Annotated in this window: 23 protein-coding genes and 1 riboswitch; of the genes, 12 read left to right on the forward strand and 11 right to left on the reverse strand. The window is 60.5% G+C overall.

The window, feature by feature from the left end; all coding sequences use genetic code 11:
• From hpxZ to hpxW, 4 genes are read right to left on the reverse strand one after another with little or no spacing between them, the layout of a single operon-like run.
• Positions 1–387: an oxalurate catabolism protein HpxZ gene (gene hpxZ, locus FOY93_RS08015; protein WP_133294131.1), complete on the reverse strand. Its 387-nt coding sequence runs from the start codon at positions 385–387 to the stop codon at positions 1–3.
• Positions 384–1781, reverse strand: coding sequence for an AtzE family amidohydrolase (locus FOY93_RS08020; protein ID WP_143344913.1), 1398 nt, complete (start codon positions 1779–1781; stop codon positions 384–386). The genes hpxZ and FOY93_RS08020 overlap by 4 nt, the downstream gene beginning before the upstream one ends.
• A complete protein-coding gene (hpxX, locus tag FOY93_RS08025) occupies positions 1778–1966 on the reverse strand; it encodes an oxalurate catabolism protein HpxX (RefSeq protein ID WP_045334723.1) in 189 nt (62 codons plus the stop codon). The genes FOY93_RS08020 and hpxX overlap by 4 nt, the downstream gene beginning before the upstream one ends.
• Positions 1967–1977: 11 nt before the next feature.
• Complete coding sequence (gene hpxW / locus FOY93_RS08030) at positions 1978–3561, reverse strand: oxamate amidohydrolase (RefSeq protein WP_143344914.1); 1584 nt, start codon at positions 3559–3561, stop codon at positions 1978–1980.
• A 142-nt stretch (positions 3562–3703) separates the two neighbouring features.
• Between hpxW and hpxU the strand changes: the two genes are divergently transcribed.
• From hpxU to hpxK, 7 genes are all read left to right on the forward strand, one after another.
• Complete coding sequence (hpxU, locus tag FOY93_RS08035) at positions 3704–4543, forward strand: MurR/RpiR family transcriptional regulator HpxU (RefSeq protein ID WP_143344915.1); 840 nt, start codon at positions 3704–3706, stop codon at positions 4541–4543.
• Between the two features lie 191 nt (positions 4544–4734).
• Entirely contained in the window at positions 4735–5517 is a 783-nt protein-coding gene (locus FOY93_RS08040) for a transporter substrate-binding domain-containing protein (protein ID WP_023311064.1), read from the forward strand.
• Positions 5518–5521: 4 nt separating this feature from the next.
• Positions 5522–6187 (forward strand): amino acid ABC transporter permease, encoded by a 666-nt coding sequence (locus FOY93_RS08045; protein WP_111964571.1) that lies wholly within the window; start codon positions 5522–5524, stop codon positions 6185–6187.
• Positions 6187–6843, forward strand: coding sequence for an amino acid ABC transporter permease (locus FOY93_RS08050; protein WP_164850651.1), 657 nt, complete (start codon positions 6187–6189; stop codon positions 6841–6843). The genes FOY93_RS08045 and FOY93_RS08050 overlap by 1 nt, the downstream gene beginning before the upstream one ends.
• On the forward strand, positions 6824–7561 hold the full coding sequence (locus FOY93_RS08055) for an amino acid ABC transporter ATP-binding protein (protein ID WP_008499843.1): 738 nt from the start codon (positions 6824–6826) through the stop codon (positions 7559–7561). The genes FOY93_RS08050 and FOY93_RS08055 overlap by 20 nt, the downstream gene beginning before the upstream one ends.
• Before the next feature lie 13 nt (positions 7562–7574).
• Positions 7575–8816 carry a pyridoxal-phosphate-dependent aminotransferase family protein gene (locus FOY93_RS08060; protein ID WP_143344916.1) on the forward strand — a complete coding sequence of 414 codons (1242 nt, stop codon included), beginning with the start codon at positions 7575–7577 and terminating at the stop codon, positions 8814–8816.
• Complete coding sequence (gene hpxK / locus FOY93_RS08065) at positions 8813–10075, forward strand: allantoate amidohydrolase (RefSeq protein ID WP_133294135.1); 1263 nt, start codon at positions 8813–8815, stop codon at positions 10073–10075. Before FOY93_RS08060 ends, hpxK begins: the two co-directional genes overlap by 4 nt.
• Here hpxK and FOY93_RS08070 read toward each other — a convergent pair.
• Positions 10041–11042: a magnesium transporter gene (locus FOY93_RS08070; protein ID WP_133294136.1), complete on the reverse strand. Its 1002-nt coding sequence runs from the start codon at positions 11040–11042 to the stop codon at positions 10041–10043. The genes hpxK and FOY93_RS08070 overlap by 35 nt on opposite strands.
• Before the next feature lie 60 nt (positions 11043–11102).
• Positions 11103–11272: riboswitch (M-box (ykoK) riboswitch) on the reverse strand.
• A gap of 158 nt (positions 11273–11430) precedes the next feature.
• Here FOY93_RS08070 and FOY93_RS08075 point away from each other — a divergent pair.
• Complete coding sequence (locus FOY93_RS08075; RefSeq protein WP_133294137.1) at positions 11431–11934, forward strand: DedA family protein; 504 nt, start codon at positions 11431–11433, stop codon at positions 11932–11934.
• 1 nt (position 11935) lies between these two features.
• On the opposite strand, the gene FOY93_RS08080 is transcribed toward FOY93_RS08075, so the two are convergent.
• Positions 11936–12685 carry an SDR family oxidoreductase gene (locus FOY93_RS08080; protein ID WP_111964504.1) on the reverse strand — a complete coding sequence of 250 codons (750 nt, stop codon included), beginning with the start codon at positions 12683–12685 and terminating at the stop codon, positions 11936–11938.
• A gap of 100 nt (positions 12686–12785) precedes the next feature.
• Here FOY93_RS08080 and FOY93_RS08085 point away from each other — a divergent pair, with 100 nt between their 5' ends.
• A complete protein-coding gene (locus FOY93_RS08085; protein WP_023335206.1) occupies positions 12786–13145 on the forward strand; it encodes a winged helix-turn-helix transcriptional regulator in 360 nt (119 codons plus the stop codon).
• A 1-nt stretch (position 13146) separates the two neighbouring features.
• Here FOY93_RS08085 and FOY93_RS08090 read toward each other — a convergent pair whose 3' ends face one another.
• On the reverse strand, positions 13147–13941 hold the full coding sequence (locus tag FOY93_RS08090; RefSeq protein ID WP_133294139.1) for an SDR family NAD(P)-dependent oxidoreductase: 795 nt from the start codon (positions 13939–13941) through the stop codon (positions 13147–13149).
• A 125-nt stretch (positions 13942–14066) separates the two neighbouring features.
• Positions 14067–14510 carry a winged helix-turn-helix transcriptional regulator gene (locus FOY93_RS08095; RefSeq protein ID WP_143344917.1) on the reverse strand — a complete coding sequence of 148 codons (444 nt, stop codon included), beginning with the start codon at positions 14508–14510 and terminating at the stop codon, positions 14067–14069.
• 152 nt (positions 14511–14662) lie between these two features.
• Between FOY93_RS08095 and agp the strand changes: the two genes are divergently transcribed.
• On the forward strand, positions 14663–15904 hold the full coding sequence (gene agp, locus FOY93_RS08100; protein ID WP_127730335.1) for a bifunctional glucose-1-phosphatase/inositol phosphatase: 1242 nt from the start codon (positions 14663–14665) through the stop codon (positions 15902–15904).
• Between the two features lie 33 nt (positions 15905–15937).
• Here agp and FOY93_RS08105 read toward each other — a convergent pair whose 3' ends face one another.
• Positions 15938–16165 carry a YccJ family protein gene (locus tag FOY93_RS08105; RefSeq protein WP_008499832.1) on the reverse strand — a complete coding sequence of 76 codons (228 nt, stop codon included), beginning with the start codon at positions 16163–16165 and terminating at the stop codon, positions 15938–15940.
• Positions 16166–16185: 20 nt separating this feature from the next.
• Positions 16186–16782: an NAD(P)H:quinone oxidoreductase gene (gene wrbA / locus FOY93_RS08110; RefSeq protein WP_023311076.1), complete on the reverse strand. Its 597-nt coding sequence runs from the start codon at positions 16780–16782 to the stop codon at positions 16186–16188.
• Between the two features lie 391 nt (positions 16783–17173).
• Here wrbA and FOY93_RS08115 point away from each other — a divergent pair, with 391 nt between their 5' ends.
• Together FOY93_RS08115 and FOY93_RS08120 are read left to right on the forward strand one after the other, a co-directional pair.
• On the forward strand, positions 17174–17344 hold the full coding sequence (locus FOY93_RS08115) for a con-10 family general stress protein (protein WP_023311077.1): 171 nt from the start codon (positions 17174–17176) through the stop codon (positions 17342–17344).
• A 117-nt stretch (positions 17345–17461) separates the two neighbouring features.
• Positions 17462–18385, forward strand: coding sequence for a DMT family transporter (locus tag FOY93_RS08120; protein ID WP_136194662.1), 924 nt, complete (start codon positions 17462–17464; stop codon positions 18383–18385).
• Here the strand turns inward: FOY93_RS08120 and rutG are convergent.
• Complete coding sequence (rutG, locus tag FOY93_RS08125; RefSeq protein ID WP_136194663.1) at positions 18373–19695, reverse strand: pyrimidine utilization transport protein G; 1323 nt, start codon at positions 19693–19695, stop codon at positions 18373–18375. The two genes, FOY93_RS08120 and rutG, sit on opposite strands and share 13 nt — an antisense overlap.
• Between the last annotated feature and the right edge of the window lie 12 nt (positions 19696–19707).

Raw genomic sequence — 19707 nt, forward strand, 5'->3', positions numbered from 1 at the left:
CTACGACATCAAACTCACCTGCGCCGCCACGATCCGCCACCCGTAGGCAAACCGTACCCACGTCTGCTGCTGGCGGCCAATGCGTTCCGTCCCCGCGCGGGTAAACTCGGTGCTGCACACGGCATAATCCTCCCCAAAGGTGGTAATCACTGTGTGGCGCAGCGTCCGCTGCAATCCGGCGGACGGGCGCGCCGCCCGAAAGGCGCGGATTTCATCAATCCCGTACAGGTTTTCACCCGCTCCGAGACGCACCGTGTTTTTGTCGTGCCAGAACAGCTCGTCCAGCACCGCAACGTTGTTGCTTACCAGCGCGTCCTCATAGCGGTAAAACGCGGCGGTCACCTCGGCAACCACCCACGGGAGGTTAATGTCATCGTGATTCATCATGCTGCTATCTCCGCCGGACGGGCATCGGTGATGCCGCTCTCTTCCAGAACCCGCGCGACGCGCAGGCAGGCCTGCTCGTTAAACGGCGCGGCAATCAGCTGCAGGCCGATGGGCGCACCCTGCGCGGTGCGCAGGGGAACGGTGGTCACCGGCAGGCCCAAAAACGAAATCGGCTGGGTCAGCATCCCCATGCTGGCGCGAATGGGGAGCGGCTGACCGTTGATTTCCATGGTTTGCGCGCCCGCCAGCGTGGCGCTGCGCGGAGTGGCCGGGGCGATCAGCACGTCCGCCTGCGCAAATAAGGTTTTGAACGCCTGCCGGGCGTGCGCGCGAAACCGCTGGGCCTGAATATACCAGGCTGAGGGGATCATCGCCCCGGCGAGCAGCCGTTCGCGAGAGTGCGGCTCAAAACGCGCCGGTTCATGGCGAAGCGCGGGCAGGTACTGATTTCCCCCTTCGGATGCGCTGATGATAAACGCAGCGGAACGCGCCAGCTCGGCGTCAGGGAACTGCAGCTCATCCTGCACGCCGAGCGCTTTCGCTACCCGCGCCACGGCGGCTCTGGCGTCCGTGTCACACCAGGTGGTGAAATAGCCGCCGAGCACCGCGCAGCGCAGGCCATCAAGCCCGCGATCGAGCAGGGGGCGCGTCTGTTCCCGGGAGCACTCGGCCTGAAAACCGTCGCTGGTATCCCGTCCCTGCAGCGCGTCGTACACGGACGCCAGGTCGCACACGCGGCGCGCAAAGGGCCCGATATGATCCAGGCTCGCGACAAACGGATGGCTGCCGGATCGCGACAGGCGGCCAAAGGTGGGCTTCAGGCCATAGATACCGCACAGGGAGGCCGGAACGCGAATCGAGCCGTTGGTGTCGGTGCCGAGCGAAAAGTGCACCAGCCCGGCGGCCACCGCGGCGGCTGAACCGCCGGACGACCCGCCCGCAATGCGCGTCAGGTCGTGCGGGTTACGCGTCGTGCCGTAGTGACTGTTCTCGGTGGTAAAGCCGTAGGCGTAGGCGTCCATATTGACCATCCCGGTCAGCAGCCCGCCCGCGCTGCGCAGCTGGCGCACCGCAAAACTGTCAGCGGCGGCGGCAGGGCGCTGGCTGAACAATTCGGCTCCTGCGAGGGTGGTGTGACCGGCAACGTCGAACAGATTTTTTACCGCGTAGGGCACGCCCGCCAGCGGCGGCAGGGGGCGCTTTTCCCGTCGCAGGGTATCGATATTGTCGGCCTCGGCGAGCATGCGTGCTTCCGTCACGGCGGTCCAGGCGCCGATCTGCGGGTTAACGCGCGCAATCCCCTCCAGCGTCTGTCGGGCGATCTCGCGAGCGCTCAGCTCCCCAGCGCTTAGCGCCTGCTGGATCGCGCTGATACTCATCTCGTGTAGCGTCATGCTTTATACACTCCTGCAATCTCAAGACGGTCGTCGAGCGGCAGCGCCATCAGCGGGGCGGCCATGGTGGCTATGCGGCTGAACTGCAGCTGCAGCTCGGCGCGGCGGGCGTCATCCAGCGTCACGCCGAGTACAGTTTCCATTTGCGCCAGGTATGCCTGCCAGTCGGGTTGGTGTGTCGTCATTTTTTTTCTCCTCAGAATCCGGCGGCCGCGCCGTTGCTGCGCGGGTCAAATGCCCCTTCGAACAGCCCGTTGGGGTGGCGGACAATCGCGCCCGCGTGGCCCATGGCTTCACTAAAGTCAGGGAAAAGCTCCACCTCGTGACCGAGTGCCCGCAGGCGCACGACCGTCTCGGGTGAAAAACGTCCTTCAAGCTTTAAGGTGTCCGAGGTTTGTCCCCAGGTGCGCCCCAGCAGCCAGCGCGGGCGGGAAATGCTCTCCTGTAAAGGCACGCCCTGAATCGCGTAGCGGGTAAAGAGCGCGGCCTGGGTCTGCGGCTGTCCGTCGCCGCCCATCGATCCGTAGACCATCACGCGCCCGTCCTTCAGACGCGCCGCCGCCGGGTTCAGGGTGTGGAACGGCTGTTTGCCCGGCGCGAGGGCCAGAAGATGGGCGGGATCGAGGCTGAAGGATGCGCCCCGGTTCTGCCAGACGATGCCGGTATCGGGCAGGACAACGCCGCTGCCGAACTCGTGATAGATGCTCTGGATAAACGACACGGCAAGCCCGCTGCTGTCCATCACCCCCATCCACACCGTATCGCCGGGGCCTTTTCCGGTTCCCCACGGTGCGGCGTGGCCGTCGTCAACCCTGTTAGCTAGCGCCTGCAGAGCGGCGGGATCCAGCAGATCCTGAATATCGGTTTTCAGCTCGCGCGGGTCGGTGATGTGGGCATCACGCAGGCCAAAGGCCAGCTTGGTGGCTTCAACGATGCGGTGAAGGGTTTCGGCGTCGTCGGCCTCCGCCATGTTCAGGCGGTCGGTGATGCCGAGTATCGCCAGCGAGACCAGCCCCTGCGTCGGCGGAGCGTGGTTAAAGATTTCTCCCTGCTGATGCTGCAGCTTCAGCGGCGCGGTGCGTCGGGCTGCGTGGGCGTGTAAATCGTCCAGCGTAACAGGCAGGCCCAGCGTCTCCATGCCGTGCGCCAGCACGTCCGCCAGCGGGCCGCGATAAAAACTGTCCAGACCGTCTTCCGCCAGGCGCCTCAGGGTTGTAGCCATGGCGGGCTGGTAAAAGCGGCTCCCGGCCTGCGGCGGCTTGCCGTCGACCAGCCAGGTTTCCGCGAAGCCCGGCACATCCTTCAGCTCGTCGAACTTGCTGGCGGCGGCGTGAGCCTGAGAGGCCGTGACCGGCGTGCCGTTCTGCGCGTAGTCAATGGCGTCGGCCAGCAGGCGGGCCAGCGGCAGCGACTTGCCGGTCATCTCACGGGAAACCTTCAGCGCCTCGTCCCAGCCGCTGACCGTGCCGGCGACGGTTAGCGCCGCCTGCGGTCCGCGATGGGGGATCTGCGTGAGCCCGTCGTAGGCGGCCAGCGTCGCGTGCGATCCCGCCGCGCCGCTGGCGTCAATGGCGATGGGGTCGCCTTCCGGCGGTACGATAAGCCAAAAGCCATCGCCGCCCAGCCCGTTCATATGCGGGTAGACCACGGCGATGGTGGCCGCCGCCGCGACCATCGCTTCTATCGCGCTGCCGCCTTCGCGTAGCACCGCCAGCGCGCTCTGGCTGGCGAGGTGGTGGGGCGCAACCGCCATACCGTGTGTGGAGACATTACTTTGCATGAAGAGTCCTCGTAACCCTGAAAGTCACAAGGCGCTGCAAAAGCTGTTCCAGTTCTGAAAGAAAAGTTTCAGTAAACTGGCACGTATAATGAAAGGTAGAATGAAAACCAAAATGTGATGAAACAAAAGTTACAGAGGCGCTATGGAACAACTGGATGAACGTCTGAAAGCACAATACCCGTCGCTGTCGCCGCAGGAGCAGCGGGTGGCGGACTTTATTTTTGATCATTTTGACGATCTCATTAGCTACAACAGCGCCGAGCTGGCGCAGCTGAGCGGGGTGTCGAAAGCCACGGTGAGCCGTCTGTTTAAGCGTCTGGGCTATGAGAAATATAAGGATATGCGTGAAGAGCTGCGCACCCTGCGCCAGAGCGGGATGCCGCTCACCGACAATCGCGATGCGGTGCAGGGCAATACGCTGCTGGCGCGCCACTATAAGCAGGAGATGGCAAACCTGACCCAGTGGGTCAATGCCCTCGATGCGCAGCAGTTTGCCGACGCCATGGCCTGCATGGTCAGGGCGCGCCGCATTGTCATTATCGGCATGCGTAACGCCTATCCGGCGGCGCTGCACCTGCGCCAGCAGCTGCTGCAGGCGCGCGGTCAGGTGCTGGTGCTGCCGCAGCCGGGGCAGAGCCTGAGCGAGGAGCTGGTGGACTTAACGCCGGACGATCTGGTGGTCATGATGGCCTTCCGCCGCCGTCCGCGCATTATCCGCCCTCTGATGCAGCAGCTTCAGAGCAGCGGTATTCCGGTGCTGCTGATGTGCGAGCCGCAGGCCCACAGCCTGTTTCCGTTCGCCAGCTGGCAGCTCTGCGCCCCGCTGGATAGCGTCTCGGCCTATGACAGCTATTCCTCGGTTAACAGTCTGATCAACCTGCTGGCGAACGCCTTCCTGCATGAGATCCTCGATAAAGGCCGTCCGCGCATTCACGAGATTGCCTCCCTCTATCAGCAGCTGGACGAGCTCGAACAACGATAATGGGGCATCAGGCTGGTGCTTTGCATTAAAATGGTGCGTAATGGCGGGGCGAAAATGGAGAGCATTTCCGCCCCGTCCGCATTTTATCAGGCTTTACAAGAATATTTCCCGCTTCGCCTTATCTGGCACATTAGTTGCAAAATCACATTCAAAGAATCTTTTGTTTCATGTTAACGTTACGGGGAAGCACCATGAAAAAATTGTTGATTGCACTGGCCGGGGCAGCATGCCTCTTCACGCAGCTGCCGGCAAAGGCTGACCAGCTACAGGATATCGAGAAGCGCGGTACTATCCGTATTGCCGTTCCGCAGGACTTCCCGCCGTTTGGCTCGGTGGGGACCGATCTGCAGCCCCAGGGGTACGACATCGATATGGCGCGCTATCTCGCCAAACAGATGAAGCTCAAACTGCAGCTGGTGCCGGTGACCAGCGCCAACCGCGTGCCGTACCTGCAAACCGATAAGGTGGACCTGGTCATTTCCAGCCTCGGTAAAAACCCGGAGCGCGAGAAGGTGATCGACTTCAGCCGCGCCTACGCGCCGTTCTTCCTTGGCGTGTTTGGTCCAAAAGGGGCCGAGCTGAAGGACGCCGCCGCGCTGAGCGGAAAAACCATCGGCGTGACGCGCGGGGCGGTGGAGGACATGGTGCTGACTGGACTGGCGCCGAAAGACGCGGACGTGAAGCGCTACGAAGACAATAACACCACGCTCTCCGCTTACCTGTCGGGGCAGGTGCAGTACGTGGCAACCGGTAACCTCGTGGTGGCGGCCATTTCGCGCCAGAACGCGGATAAAGCCCCGGTGCCGAGCTTTATGCTGAAAGATTCGCCGTGCTTTATTGGCCTGAAGAAAAACGAACCGGCCCTGAAGGCAAAAGTGGATGCGCTGATTGAGCAGGGCATCAAGGACGGCACGCTAAACGGCCTGTCTGAGCAATGGCTGAAGGCCCCGCTGCCGGCAAACCTTGGCGCCTGAGCCGATGACTGAGCAACTTGATTTCTCCGCGCTCTGGCCGCACTGGCCAGAGCTGCTTGCAGGGCTGTGGGTCACCGTTCAGCTGACGGTGATGGCGACCGTCGGCGGGCTGGCGATAGGGATTTTCGGGGCGGCGATCCGCAGCGGACGCACGACCTGGTTCAGCCGGATCTGGGGCGGCTACGTGGAGATCATCCGCAACACGCCGTTTGTGGTACAGCTGTTTTTCATTGTCTTCGGCCTGCCAAATCTTGGCCTGAAGATGACGGCGGGTGAAGCGGCGCTGCTGGCCATGGTGGTAAACCTGGGCGCCTACAGCACCGAGATTATCCGCGCGGGCATTCAGGTCACGCCGAAAGGGCAGTGGGAAGCCGGACGCGTGCTGGGGCTCACCCGCCTGCAGACCTTTATTCGCGTGGTGCTGCCGCCCGCGCTGCAGCGCATTTACCCGGCGCTGGTGAGCCAGTGCATCATCGTGATGCTCGGCTCCTCGGTGGTGTCGCAGGTCTCCTATGAAGAGCTGACCTTCGCCGCCAACCTGATCCAGTCCAGAACGTTTTTGAGCTTTGAGGTTTATCTGGTGACAACCGGGATTTACCTGGCGCTGTCGATTACCCTGCGCCAGCTGATGATGGCGGCAGGACGCAAATGGCTGGGGGTGCAGGCATGATGACCACCTTTACCGACTGGGACATTATTCGCAACCTGCTGCTGGCCGGACGCTGGACGGTGCTGCTGTCGCTGGTGGCGTTCGTCGGCGGGGCGGTGGTAACGCTGCCGCTCCTGCTGCTGCGCCTGACGGGCGGGCGCACGGTGAAGCGCATTATCCGCGGCTATATTGAGCTGTTTCAGGGCACGCCGCTGCTGATGCAGCTGTTCCTGGCCTTCTTCGGCGTGGCGCTGTTCGGCATCGACGTCTCGCCGTGGACCGCCGCCTCGCTGGCGCTGACGTTTTACACCAGCGCGTTTCTGCTCGATATCTGGAACGGCTGCATTCGCGCTTTACCGAAGGGGCAGTGGGAAGCGTCGCGCTGCCTGGGGCTGACCTTCGGCCAGACCCTGTTTCGCGTCGTTGCCCCGCAGGCGCTGCGCATCGGCATCGCGCCGACGGTCGGCTTTGCCGTGCAGGTGATCAAAGGCACCGCGCTGGCGTCGATTATCGGCTTTATCGAGCTTACCAAGGCCGGGACGATGCTGACCAACGTGACGTATCAGCCGTTTAAGGTCTTTGCGCTGGTGGCGCTCGGCTACTTTATTCTGTGTTATCCGCTGTCGCGCTACAGCCGCTATCTGGAGACGAAATTCAATGCCTCTCATCACCATTAATCAGGTGCAGAAGTACTACGGCGATAACCACGTGCTCAAGGGCGTCGATCTGGATATCGACATGGGCCAGGTGATCTCCATTATCGGGCGCAGCGGATCGGGCAAAAGCACGCTGCTGCGCTGCATTAACGGTCTGGAAGGCTATCAGGACGGCAGCATCAAGCTGGGCGGCATGACCATTACCGACCGGGATTCCCAGGCGCGTGAAATCAGCCGCTCGGTGGGGATGGTGTTCCAGAGCTTCAACCTGTTCCCGCACATGACGGCGCTGGAAAACGTGATGCTCGCCCCGCGTCGGGTGCTGAAGAAAAGCGCCGCCGAATGCCGCGAGCTGGCGCAGCGCATGCTGGAGAAGGTTGGCCTCGGCGATCGTCTGGATTACTACCCGTCGAGCCTCTCCGGCGGCCAGCAGCAGCGCGTGGCGATTGCCCGCGCGCTGGCCATGTCGCCGAAAGTATTGCTCTGCGACGAGATCACCTCCGCGCTCGACCCGGAGCTGGTGGGCGAAGTGCTCAAAGTGCTGGAGCAGCTGGCGGCCGAGGGGATGACGCTCATACTGGTTACCCATGAAATGAATTTTGCCCGCGAAGTGGGCGACCGCGTGGTGTTTATGCACCAGGGGAAAGTCTGGGAGCAGGGCGACAGCAAAACGCTGTTCGCCAACCCGCAGACCACGGAACTGAAGCAGTTCATCTCCTCCGTGCGCGGCCTCAACTGATAAGGACTTAACAATGGATATCGCACACTTTCCGCAAATCAACCCGCCGCAGCGCCTGCTGATGGGGCCGGGCCCGATCAACGCCGACCCGCGCGTGCTGCGCGCCATGTCGAGCCAGCTGATCGGGCAGTACGATCCGGCCATGACCCACTACATGAACGAGGTGATGGCGCTCTATCGCGGCGTATTCCGCACCGAAAACCGCTGGACGATGCTGGTGGACGGCACCTCCCGCGCGGGAATTGAAGCCATTCTGGTCTCCGCCATCCGCCCGGGAGATAAGGTGCTGGTGCCGGTCTTTGGCCGCTTTGGCCACCTGCTGTGCGAAATTGCCCGCCGCTGCCGCGCGGAGGTGCATACCATCGAGGTGCCGTGGGGCGAGGTGTTTACCCCGGACCAGGTCGAGGATGCGATTAAGCGTATTCGTCCGCGCCTGCTGCTGACCGTGCAGGGCGACACCTCCACCACCATGCTGCAGCCGCTCGCCGAGCTGGGCGCGATCTGCCGCCGCTACGACGTGCTGTTTTACACCGATGCCACCGCGTCGCTCGGCGGTAACGCGCTGGAGACCGATGCCTGGGGGCTGGATGCCGTCTCGGCCGGGATGCAGAAATGCCTCGGCGGCCCGTCTGGCACCTCGCCGATCACCCTGAGCGCGCGCATGGAGGAGGCGATCCGCCGCCGCAAATGCGTTGAGGAAGGCATACGCACCGACGCCCACCGCGACGGCGACGAGGAGATGATCTACTCCAACTACTTCGATCTCGGCATGGTGATGGACTACTGGGGGCCGGAACGTCTTAACCACCACACCGAAGCCACCACCGCGCTGTTTGGCGCCCGCGAGTGCGCGTGTCTGATCCTGCAGGAGGGGCTGGATAACGGCATCGCTCGCCACAGGCTGCACGGCGATGCGCTGCTGAAGGGCATTCAGGCGATGGGGCTGGAGACCTTCGGCGACCTGAAGCACAAGATGAACAACGTGCTGGGCGTGGTGATACCGCAGGGCGTCAACGGTGACCAGGTGCGTAAGCTGATGCTGGAGGATTTCGGGATTGAAATCGGCACCTCGTTTGGCCCGCTGCACGGCAAAGTTTGGCGCATTGGCACCATGGGCTACAACGCACGCAAGGACTGCGTGATGACCACCCTGAGCGCGCTGGAGTCGGTGCTCAACTACCTGAAATTCTCCACCACGCAGGGGGCCGCCATGCAGGCCGCGTGGGACCACTATCGCCGCGAGACGCCGCAATGAGCCCGGCGGCAGAGCGGGTGATGGCGCGCGCCGACGCGCTGGCCGCCATCAGCGAAACCCCGGACGGCCTGACGCGGGTCTATCTCTCCACGCAGCATCTGCAGGCTAACCAGCTGGTCGGAGAGTGGATGCGCCAGGCGGGCATGACCGTCTGGCAGGACAGCGTGGGCAACATCTGTGGACGCTATGAGGGCGCGCAGGAAGGGGCGCAGGCGGTGCTGCTCGGCTCGCATCTTGATACCGTGCGCAATGCCGGGCGCTACGACGGTATGCTCGGCGTGCTTGCCGCCATTGAGGTGGTGGACAGCCTGCACCAGCAGGGTGTGCATCTGGCGCAGGCCATCGAGATTGTCGGCTTTTGCGACGAAGAGGGGACCCGCTTCGGCATTACGCTGTTAGGCAGCCGGGGCATCACCGGCACCTGGCCGCAGGGCTGGCTGGAGAAAGCCGACGCCAGCGGAATCAGCGTGGCGCAGGCGATGACCCTGGTGGGGCTCGATCCTGCCCGCGTGTTGCATGCCGCGCGCCGTCAGGAGGATTTCAGCGCCTATCTGGAACTGCATATTGAGCAGGGGCCGTGCCTCGAGCAGGAGACGCTCGCCCTGGGCGTGGTGCAAGCCATTAACGGCGCGCGTCGTCTGAACTGTCGCTTTACCGGCGAGGCCGGGCACGCGGGAACCGTGCCGATGCACCACCGCAGGGATGCGCTGGCCGCCGCCGCCGAGTGGATGGTCATCATTGAAAACGCTACCCGACAGCAGGGCGGCAACCTGGTGGCGACGGTTGGCGAACTGCGCTGCCTGCCGGGGGCGGTGAATGTGATCCCCGGCGAGGTTCAGCTCTCGCTGGATATTCGCGGCCCGCAGGATGCGCCGCTGGATCGGTTGCTTAACGAGCTGCTGGAGCATGCGCAGGCGATCGCATCGCGCCGCAATCTGGACTTCAGCGCCGAGGAGTTTTACCGCATTGCCGCCACGCCGTGCGATACCCACCTGCAAAACGTGCTGGAGGAGGCGGTCAAATCGGTACAGGGTCGCTCGCTATCGCTACCCAGCGGTGCGGGCCACGATGCGATTGCCATCGCGGAACGCTGGCCGGTCGGCATGCTGTTTGTGCGCTGCAAAGGGGGCGTCAGCCACCATCCGGCGGAATCGGTGATGGCTGAAGATGTCGCCCTGGCGATTGAGGCGTTTTCGCGAGCGGTGATCCAGCTGGCGGACCGCGTTACTCCAGCCCCAGCGTATATTGCGCGATCTTAAAGTAGATAATCAGCCCGGTACCGTCGATAAGCGTCGCAATAAACGGCGCGGAGACGACAGCCGGGTCAATGCCGCAGCGCTTGAGCACCATCGGAATGACGGACGACACAATCGCACTCCAGAGCGTAATGCACACCAGCGTCAGGCTGACGATGAGCGTAATCTCCAGCCCAATCCCCATCATCCAGGCGCGGATACACCCTGCGATACCGAGCGTGGCGGCAATCATCAGCGAGGTGGTCATCTCTTTACGCAGCACGCGGCCAACGTCGCGCAGACGGACTTCTCCCAGCGCCATGGCGCGCACCAGCGTGGAGGTGATCTGCGTCCCGCTGTTGCCGCCCGTGCCGATCAGCAGCGGAATAAAGAACGCCAGCGCGATGGCGGACTCCAGCGCCTCTTCGAAATGCTGGATCACCGAGCTGGTGTAGGCTTCTGCGACAAAAAGCAGCAGCAGCCAGACGGAGCGTTTCTTCCACAGGCTATACGGACTGGTATCCAGATAGGGCTTCTCCAGCGGTAGCGTCGCCCCCTGAAGCTGGGCGTCTTCAGTGACGTCATCTTCCAGCAGATGGGCGATTTCGCGCTCCGTCAGGCAGCCGACGAGCTTGCCGTGGGTGACCACAGGCACCACATCCGCCCCGCCGTGCGCCAGCAGTCCGGCAACGTCGGCACGTTCATCCTCCGGTTTGACCTGCAAAAACTGCGAAATCATCAGCGATTTCACCGGCTGGACCGTGTCGGCGGTTTGCAGCAATTTACGCACGGCAATCATGCCCGCCAGGCGACCATTGTCTTCAATAAAAATATAAGACGGAATATCGTCGTCTTTTAATTTTTCGAAGAATTGCTCGCGCGCCAGCGCCACGCATAATGAAATATCGAGGACAATAAAATCGGTATTCATATATTGCGCGACAGCGCTGTCATTGAATGCCAGGTTTTGGTTGTGAATAGCGTAAGACATAGTGAATTCCCTTTGAATAATAACATCTCTCAGGGGCGAGCAAGACAGGGCATGTCGAAGAGGAGATCCCCACGTCCTGGGTTCAGCACTGTACACCGTATCCCGTGAGGGAAGTTATACTGACAAAGCCTTGATTCGACAGTGCCTGTTTTACCCTGTGCCGGTTCTCTCGAACCTACCAGAGCGATAACGTGTATTTGTACAGGAGCCTCGCCATAACGAGATCGTTGTAAAACGAGGAAAATAATACGCCTGTTTAAATTTACCGCTCAGGAAATTAAATAATGTTTAAGAACGGTTTAGATAAATATTATTAATAAAGCGTTGAGGGTTTATTTAGGTTTATTCATTTTAAATGGAGGATTAAATAATTAACGGAGGAGAGAGAATGGCGTGGCTTGATAATCTGCTGAATCATTTTGCGCTGTATCCGGCACATCTTTTCGCGCTGTTATTTGTGATGGCGCTGAGTAAATCGACTGTGCTGATCTCCTCCGTGCTGCCGCCCGCCTCGGTGATGCTGCTGGCGGGCATTACCGTCAGCCAGGGAAGCATGCATCCTGCGTTGGCATGGCTGGCCGTAGTGATGGGGGCAACGGCGGGATCGGTGCTGAACTACCACTTAGGGCAGCTGATGGGGCACACCCGGCTGGTCGCGCGCTTTACGTCGAAGCATGCCGCTACGTTTTTTCGGGTACAGCATCAGCTGCAAAAGAACGGCGTCATCGCACTGTTTACGTCGCGCTTTCTGGCGGTGCTGCGTTACATCGTGCCGCTGGCAGCGGGTATGCTCAGGCTGAACGCAGTTAAGGTCTACCTCGTCAGCCTGCTTTCCGCCTGCGCGTGGGCGGCGCTGTATGTCGGCGCGGTCACCGGCATCAGCGCCTTTTGAGTTACAGGCTCCCCATTCCGCCGTCCACCAGCAGCTCGGTTCCCACCGTGTAGCTCGACTCGTCGGACGCCAGATAGAGCGCGGCTTTTGCCAGCTCCGCCGTTGAGCCCATTCTGCCGAGCGGCACCAGCTTGATGATTTCCGCCATCATCGCGTTAAGCGCCTCGTCGCTTAAGCCCGTTTTGGTAAACGCCGGGGTCTCCACCGGACCGGGGCTCAGGCCGTTGACGCGTATCCCGCGCGGCAGCAGTTCCGCCGAGAGCGTGCGCGCCAGCGACAGCAGGGCGGCCTTGCTCGCGGCATACACGCTGCTGGTGGGCAGGCCGATGCGCGCGCTCACGGAGCCGCAGAGGATCACCGACGACGGGTTATTCAGCAGCGGTAGCAGCGCCTGAATCAAAAAGAACGGTCCCTTCAGGTTGATGCCCATCAGGCGATCCCAGGTCTCTTCCCGCCACTCTTCCAGCGGCGCGTGCGTTACGTCGCCGGCGTTGAGAAACACCGCGTCCAGGCGCGGCCAGCGGGCGGCGAGGGTTTCCGCCAGGGCTTTTTGCGACGAGATATCGCCCGCATCGGTTGGGATTACCCAGGCCTTATCGCCAAGAATGCGTTCTGCTTCGGCGAGGGTGTCCGGGTTACGCCCGGTCACGGCGACGCGCGCGCCTTCGGCGATAAACGCCTGCGCGGTGGCGAGACCGATGCCACTGGTGCCGCCGGTAATCAGCGTATATTTATCTGTTAAACGACCCATATTCTTCTCCTGAAATGTCACTGGAGAAAGCACTATAGAAACGTTAGTATCGAAAGGAAACCAGGTACCAAATGGATACTAAAGAGGCAAGAGGTGTGCTATGGCAGAAATGCTGGAGGTGTGCTGTGAAAAAAAATCTGAGGCCTATACCTGCCCGATGACGCAGTTTGTGAACCTGATTTCCGGTAAATGGGCGATCCCCATTCTCTATCGCCTGATTGTCTTTAATACGCCCGTACGCTTTGGCGATCTGCTGCGGGCCGCAGCCCCCATCACCCAGAAAGAGCTGACGAAGCAGCTGCGCCTGTTTGAGCAGCGCGGGCTGGTGACGCGGACGGTCTACCCGGAGATCCCGCCGCGCGTGGAGTATCAGATAACCGAGCTGGGGTTAACCCTGCAGGACGCACTCTCCCCGCTGGCCGCCTGGATGAGCGAGTACGGCGACCAGCTTGAGCGTTAGGCTACTGTTTTACGTAGCGCGGTGCCGGAATGCCGGTGCGCGCGCTGTTGAACAGCTCAAGGCGCGCCGCTTCGTAGCGGTCCCACAGGCCAGCGTCATGCATCGGCGGGATGGTGATCGGTTCACCCTGATCCAGACCCGCCAGCGACGCATCCACCATGTTGTCGGTGGTCATCACCGATCCTTCCGGCAGATCGTCCACCGTGACGCCTGAATGGCTCCAGATTTCAGTCGCCGTGGCGGCAGGCAGTACGGCCTGAATGCGCACGTTGCTGTCGGCAAATTCTTCCTGTAACCCACGTGTAAAGCTCAACACCCACGCCTTGGTGGCGCTGTAAAGCGCGCTGCCCGCCCGGACGTGCAGGGCCAGCACGGACGCGATATTGATCAGCGTGCCGCGATTGTTCTGCGCCAGGCGCGGCAGGATGGCGTAGGTCAGACGCATCAGCGCCGTGGTGTTCAGGGTATTGATGGCCTGATGCTGCGCCACCTCGCCCGCGAGGAACGGTGCCATCTGCGCGGTGCCCGCGTTGTTAACGAGCGTATCAATGGCGGTATTGCTGCGCAGCTCTTCTTCCACGGCGCGGATCCCGGCTTCATCGGTGAGATCGGCAACCAGAATATCGACGGCCACGCCATAGCGCGCGCGCAGGTCGGCGGCGAGGATTTTCAGGCGATCCTCGCGACGGGCGACCAGCACCAGGTTAGCGCCGCGCGCGGCAAGGCGGTCAGCATAGACGGCACCGATCCCGGAAGAGGCACCCGTAATCAGGGCTGTGGTGATTTGCGTAGTCATCGTGTGTTACCTCAAAGCAAAGTGGGTTATTTGGTTTCAATATGAAACTGAATAAACTCTCTGCTATTTGGTTCTATAATGCAACCATATTTGCGAGCATTTTGTGCTTTTGCCGTCGGGAACGGTCAGGAGGGGAGTTTAGCCACGATCTCTTCAGGCGTCAGTTCGCGCCCGTCGTCGGCGATAAGCGCCAGTTTACGCAGAGGTTTGCGCTGTTCGGTATCGACCAGCACGCTGCCGCATTCGTTTTCCGCGAACAAAAACTCGTTGCCCCACTGGGAGAGGGCAACCAGCACCGTTTGCAGGGCGCGCCCTTTATCGGTCAGGACATACTCCTGCCAGGCGCTGCCGTCAGACGCGGGCTGAAGCCGGAGGATGCCCTCGTCGACCAGCAGTTTTAGCCGCGTAGTCAGCATATTTTTTGCGATACCGAGGCTTTTCTGGAACTCGCCGAAGCGTTTAATCCCGCGTAGCGCGTCGCGAACAATCAGCAGCGACCACCAGTCGCCTATAATATCCAGCGAACGGGCGACGGGGCAGGTGCTCTCTTCAAGGCGGGTACGTTTCACAGCGAATTCTCCGGTGGGGTGTGGTTTTATTATAAAACTAATCTGCACGCGTCGTAAGCATGTTAATCATCAGTTTGAGAAATGCTTCCCGGAAAATTGTCACGAATCTGTCACACTGAACGCGACATTTTAAAACGAGTGAGGAATTAGGGATGAGAAAAGCACTACTCGCGCTGGCAGTCGCCGGTTCCATTTCAGCAACGTTTGGCGTGCAGGCGCAAGAGACGCCGGAAGGGTATCAGCTGGAGCAAGTTTTAATCATGAGTCGCCATAACCTGCGCGCGCCGCTCGCTAATAACGGCAGCGTGCTGGAGCAGTCCACGCCGAAGCAGTGGCCGGAGTGGGAGGTGCCGGGCGGTCAGCTCACCACCAAAGGTGGCGTGCTGGAAGTCTATATGGGCCATTACATGCGCGAGTGGCTGGCGCAGCAGGGGATGGTGAAGACGGGAGAATGTCCAGCGGCGGATAGCGTTTATGCTTACGCCAACAGCCTGCAGCGTACCGTCGCCACCGCGCAGTTCTTCATTACCGGCGCGTTCCCGGGCTGCGATGTGCCCGTGCACCATCAGGAAAAAATGGGCACCATGGACCCGACGTTCAACCCGGTGATTACCGATAACTCGCCGGAATTCCGCGAAAAAGCGCTCAAGGCGATGGAGACCGAGCGGCAGAAAATGCAGCTTGGCGAAAGCTATAAGCTGCTTGAGCAGATGACTAACTACGCCGATTCGCCGTCCTGCAAAGAGAAAAAAGTCTGCTCTCTGGCGGACGCAAAAGATACCTTCAGCGCCGACTATGAAAAAGAGCCTGGCGTATCCGGGCCGCTGAAGGTGGGTAACTCGCTGGTGGACGCGTTTACGCTGCAGTATTACGAAGGCTTCCCGGCCGACCAGGTGGCCTGGGGAGAAATCAAAACCGACCAGCAGTGGCGCGTGCTGTCGAAGCTGAAGAACGGCTATCAGGACTCGCTGTTTACCTCAACCGAGGTGGCGCAAAACGTAGCGAAGCCGCTGGTGAAATATATCGATAAAACGCTGGTCACCGACCAGGCTAAAGCGCCTAAGATCACCCTGCTGGTGGGACATGACTCGAACATTGCTTCCCTGCTGACGGCCCTGGATTTCAAACCGTATCAGCTGCACGACCAGCAGGAACGCACCCCGATTGGCGGCAAGATTGTCTTCCAGCGCTGGCATGACAAAAATGCCAACCAGGAGCTGATGAAAATTGAGTATGTCTATCAGAGCTCAGAGCAGCTGCGCAACGCCAGCGTGCTGTCGCTGCAGTCGCCTGCACAGCGCGTGACGCTGGAGCTGAAAGGCTGCCCGGTAGATGCGAATGGCTTCTGTCCTGTCGACAAATTCAATGCGGTGATGAATAACGCGGCGAAGTAAAAGAGAACCCCCCGCTGCGGCGGGGGGAAACGCTTAGACGTTTTTACGTTCGATGGTTTGCTCGCCCCAGAAGAGCGAGTCTTTATCCGTTTTTTCGAAGGCGCGCACCAGCACCTCATCGTTACCTTCCTCCCAAATCTGCTCGGCCAGCTTTTCATCGTATTTCGCGACTTCAAAGATAGCTTCGGCAATCTCCGGAGAGGTGTTGCGTAAACTTGCCCATTCGCCCACGTGGTGAGCTTTGGATTCTTGAGTTGGCATGCTTGTCCTCCTGTTGGGTGTTAGCCGTTCAGTTTTTTGGCCAGACCCGCGACGTATTCACCCTGATAGCGGGCGATAGACAGTTCTTCATTGCTTGGCTGACGTGAGCCATCACCACCGGCAATGGTGGTTGCGCCGTACGGCGTACCGCCACGCACCTGGGAAATGTCAAACAGCTCCTGCGCGCCGTAGCCAATCGGCACAATCACCATCCCGTGATGAGCAAGGGTAGTCCAGGTTGAGGTAATCGTCTGCTCCTGACCGCCGCCGGTGCCGGTTGAGCTGAATACGCTGGCGAGTTTGCCGTAGAGCGCGCCGGATGCCCAAAGCCCGCCGGTTTGATCGAGGAAGGTGCGCATCTGGCCTGACATATTGCCGAAGCGGGTCGGGGTGCCGAAGATAATGGCATCATAATCCGCCAGCTCCTGCGGGGTGGCGACCGGGGCGTTTTGCGTTTTCCCCCCGGCTTTCAGGAAGGCTTCCGCCTGCATGGTTTCCGGTACGCGTTTCACCACAACCTCAACGCCGTCAACCCTGTTTGCACCTTCTGCTACCGCGTGAGCCATGGTTTCAATGTGTCCATACATGGAATAATAGAGCACCAGAACTTTTGCCATTTTGCTTCACTCCTCGTTGGTTTCTCTGACAGCGGATCGCTGCGCTCTTTTAAAGATATGCCATCACGGCCAGACTGCAAAAATGAACGCCATTTATTTGATTTATAACAACATGAGTAGAAAAATGGCTTTGTAGCAAAATGATACAACTTTCCCGGTGCGGATTTTTAAAATGATAAGAAAGGCTTATGCATCCCCGCCGCGTCATCTCACCTGAAAGACTGAGATCATGTTGCAGGATATTACCTGTGGCTTGCCGGACAGCCTCAGTCCACTAAGCTTAGTTTCACGCGGCACAGATTGAGGCGTCGTCCTTGCGCCGCGAGGTGAAAGAATCCTCTTTTACTGAATGCAATATGATGTCTAATGTTTCACACTCTGGAGGTTAGAGATGGCAAACCATCGTGGTGGTTCAGGTAATTTCGCTGAAGACCGTGAAAGAGCATCAGAAGCAGGTCGTAAAGGTGGCCAGCACAGCGGGGGCAATTTTAAAAATGACCCTCAGCGCGCATCAGAAGCTGGTAAAAAAGGGGGGAAAAACAGCCACGGCAGCAGTAAGTAATACGCCGGGTTGAACCTCTGCCGCCGGGATCTCCCGGCGGTTTTTTTATTTCTGCAACATTGAACTGTAACCAAAGGCAACGCACACTACAGAATTGTTTTCTCTTTCTGGTGCCGCATGTCTGTCTCACGCTTCAAATTCTCCGTTAAACCGCAGGAAGCCATCCTCATTCTCATCACCATGTTCTGGGGCGGGACGTTTCTGGCCGTTCAGTACGCGGTGACCCTCAGCGATCCGTTCTTTTTTGTTGGCCTGCGCTTTGCGACGGCGGCGCTTGCCGTGGGGCTAATTTCGCTTAAAACGCTGAGGGGGCTGACGCTGAAAGAGCTTAAGGCCGGCGTGGCGATTGGGGTGGCGATAGCGATGGGCTACAGCCTCCAGACGTGGGGATTGCAGACCATCTCCAGCAGCAAATCCGCATTTATCACCGCCATGTATGTGCCCCTGGTGCCGCTGCTGCAGTGGCTGTGCCTGGGTCGGCTGCCGGGGATGATGTCCTGTATTGGCATCGTGCTGGCGTTTATCGGTCTGATTTTGCTGGCCGGGCCGGAAAACAATCTTCTGGCGCTGGGGCCGGGCGAAATCATTACCCTGATTGGGGCGATCGCCATTGCGGCGGAAATTATTCTGATTAGCGCCTGGGCGGGCAAGGTCGACGTCAAACGCGTAACGGTGGTGCAGCTCGCGACGGCGTCTCTGGTGGCCTTTGCGGCGATGGTTCCTGCAGGGGAGTCCGTGCCGCAGATGTCCACCGGTCTGGTAGTGGTCGCACTGGGGCTGGGTATCTTCAGCGCCATTATCCAGGTCACCATGAACTGGGCGCAGCGCAGCGTGTCGCCGACGCGGGCAACGGTGATCTACACCGGTGAGCCGGTCTGGGCAGGCATTTTCGGGCGACTCGCCGGCGAGCGTTTGCCGCTGCTGGCCCTGGTGGGCGCGGCGTTTATTGTCGCCGGGGTGCTGGTGAGCGAGCTGAAGCTCAAGCGGAAGAAAAACGCGCTGCCAGAAGATGACAGCGCGACGTTAAATCACGAATCCTGATGTACCACCTCGCCCTGCGGCGCAGCGGCCATCCGGCGGCTCAGCAGGGCGTTAAGCAGGATCGCGCCGAAGGTGGCCGTACCAATTCCGCCGATCGTAAACCCACCCAGCGTCAGGGCAAAATCGCCCGCGCCCAGCACCAGCGTGACGGCCACCATAATCAGGTTGCCGTTCTGGCTGAGATCGACCCGATGCTGCACCCAGATACGCGCGCCGGCCACGGCGATCAGCCCAAACACCACGATTGAGGCCCCGCCGATGACCGGTGACGGAATGGTGTGGATCAGCGCGCCGAACTTCGGCGAGAAGCCGAGCAGCATCGCCATCACCGCCGCCGCGACAAAGACCAGCGTCGAGTAGACTTTGGTTACCGCCATCACGCCGATGTTTTCGGCATAGGTGGTGACGCCGCTGCCGCCCACGGAACCGGAGAGCATGGTCGCCAGCCCGTCGCCGACGAAAGCGCGGCCCATGTACGGGTCCATACTGCGCCCGGTCATCCCCGCGACCGCCTTCAGGTGACCCAGGTTTTCCGCCACCAGGATCACCGCCACCGGTGCGATAAGCATCATCGCCTGGGTGTTAAAGGTGGGCGAGGTGATTTTCGGCAGGCCGAACCAGGCGGCCTGGTGAAGCAGCGTAAAGTCAACAGGCTTGCCCAGACCAAAAACGTTCGCCAGCACGGCGTAGACCAGACAGGCGAAAATCAAACCTACCAGGATCAGCAGCCGCTGGATCATGCCTCGCGTAAACACCGCCACCAGGCCGATGCACAGCACGGTCACAACCGCCATCCAGCTTTCAAACGGCGAGGCGGAGACGCTTTTCACCGCAATCGGCGCAAGGTTCAGGCCAATCGCCATCACCACCGCGCCGGTGACAACTGGAGGCATCATGCGTTCGATCCACCGCGTGCCGATCTTCATTACCACCAGACCTATCAGGGTATATACCAGACCGCAGGCGATGATGCCGCCGAGGGCCACGCTCAGGTTGGGGTTGATTCCCTGGCCGTTAAACCCGGTGGTGGCGATCACCACGCCGACAAAGGCGGCGCTTGATCCCAGATAGCTGGGCACGCGCCCGCCGGTGACAAAAAAGAACAGCAGGGTACCGATACCCGACATCAGAATAGAGAGGTTGGGATCCAGTCCCATCAGCATCGGCATCAATACCGTGGCGCCAAACATGGCGACCGCGTGCTGGACGCCCATCACCATCGTCTGCCCGAGCGGGAGTCGTTCATCCGGCGCGACCACGCCAGCTTCTGTGGAGGTCGATTTCAACTGCCAGTGGGGAAATCCGAACATGATCTGTCTCCT

This window comes from Enterobacter sp. 18A13 (assembly GCF_007035975.1).
Lineage (GTDB): Bacteria > Pseudomonadota > Gammaproteobacteria > Enterobacterales > Enterobacteriaceae > Enterobacter > Enterobacter vonholyi.

Coding starts and splice junctions, on each gene's coding strand:
- FOY93_RS08050 (WP_164850651.1), top strand. CDS start 6,187: ATGACCACCTTTACCGACTGGGACATTATTCGCAACCTGCTGCTGGCC.
- agp (WP_127730335.1), top strand. CDS start 14,663: ATGAGAAAAGCACTACTCGCGCTGGCAGTCGCCGGTTCCATTTCAGCA.
- FOY93_RS08070 (WP_133294136.1), bottom strand. CDS start 11,042: ATGTCTTACGCTATTCACAACCAAAACCTGGCATTCAATGACAGCGCT.
- hpxZ (WP_133294131.1), bottom strand. CDS start 387: ATGATGAATCACGATGACATTAACCTCCCGTGGGTGGTTGCCGAGGTG.
- FOY93_RS08055 (WP_008499843.1), top strand. CDS start 6,824: ATGCCTCTCATCACCATTAATCAGGTGCAGAAGTACTACGGCGATAAC.
- hpxX (WP_045334723.1), bottom strand. CDS start 1,966: ATGACGACACACCAACCCGACTGGCAGGCATACCTGGCGCAAATGGAA.
- FOY93_RS08060 (WP_143344916.1), top strand. CDS start 7,575: ATGGATATCGCACACTTTCCGCAAATCAACCCGCCGCAGCGCCTGCTG.
- hpxK (WP_133294135.1), top strand. CDS start 8,813: ATGAGCCCGGCGGCAGAGCGGGTGATGGCGCGCGCCGACGCGCTGGCC.
- FOY93_RS08120 (WP_136194662.1), top strand. CDS start 17,462: ATGTCTGTCTCACGCTTCAAATTCTCCGTTAAACCGCAGGAAGCCATC.
- wrbA (WP_023311076.1), bottom strand. CDS start 16,782: ATGGCAAAAGTTCTGGTGCTCTATTATTCCATGTATGGACACATTGAA.
- FOY93_RS08045 (WP_111964571.1), top strand. CDS start 5,522: ATGACTGAGCAACTTGATTTCTCCGCGCTCTGGCCGCACTGGCCAGAG.
- FOY93_RS08020 (WP_143344913.1), bottom strand. CDS start 1,781: ATGACGCTACACGAGATGAGTATCAGCGCGATCCAGCAGGCGCTAAGC.
- FOY93_RS08040 (WP_023311064.1), top strand. CDS start 4,735: ATGAAAAAATTGTTGATTGCACTGGCCGGGGCAGCATGCCTCTTCACG.
- FOY93_RS08085 (WP_023335206.1), top strand. CDS start 12,786: ATGGCAGAAATGCTGGAGGTGTGCTGTGAAAAAAAATCTGAGGCCTAT.
- FOY93_RS08090 (WP_133294139.1), bottom strand. CDS start 13,941: ATGACTACGCAAATCACCACAGCCCTGATTACGGGTGCCTCTTCCGGG.
- hpxU (WP_143344915.1), top strand. CDS start 3,704: ATGGAACAACTGGATGAACGTCTGAAAGCACAATACCCGTCGCTGTCG.
- FOY93_RS08115 (WP_023311077.1), top strand. CDS start 17,174: ATGGCAAACCATCGTGGTGGTTCAGGTAATTTCGCTGAAGACCGTGAA.
- FOY93_RS08075 (WP_133294137.1), top strand. CDS start 11,431: ATGGCGTGGCTTGATAATCTGCTGAATCATTTTGCGCTGTATCCGGCA.
- FOY93_RS08105 (WP_008499832.1), bottom strand. CDS start 16,165: ATGCCAACTCAAGAATCCAAAGCTCACCACGTGGGCGAATGGGCAAGT.
- hpxW (WP_143344914.1), bottom strand. CDS start 3,561: ATGCAAAGTAATGTCTCCACACACGGTATGGCGGTTGCGCCCCACCAC.
- rutG (WP_136194663.1), bottom strand. CDS start 19,695: ATGTTCGGATTTCCCCACTGGCAGTTGAAATCGACCTCCACAGAAGCT.
- FOY93_RS08080 (WP_111964504.1), bottom strand. CDS start 12,685: ATGGGTCGTTTAACAGATAAATATACGCTGATTACCGGCGGCACCAGT.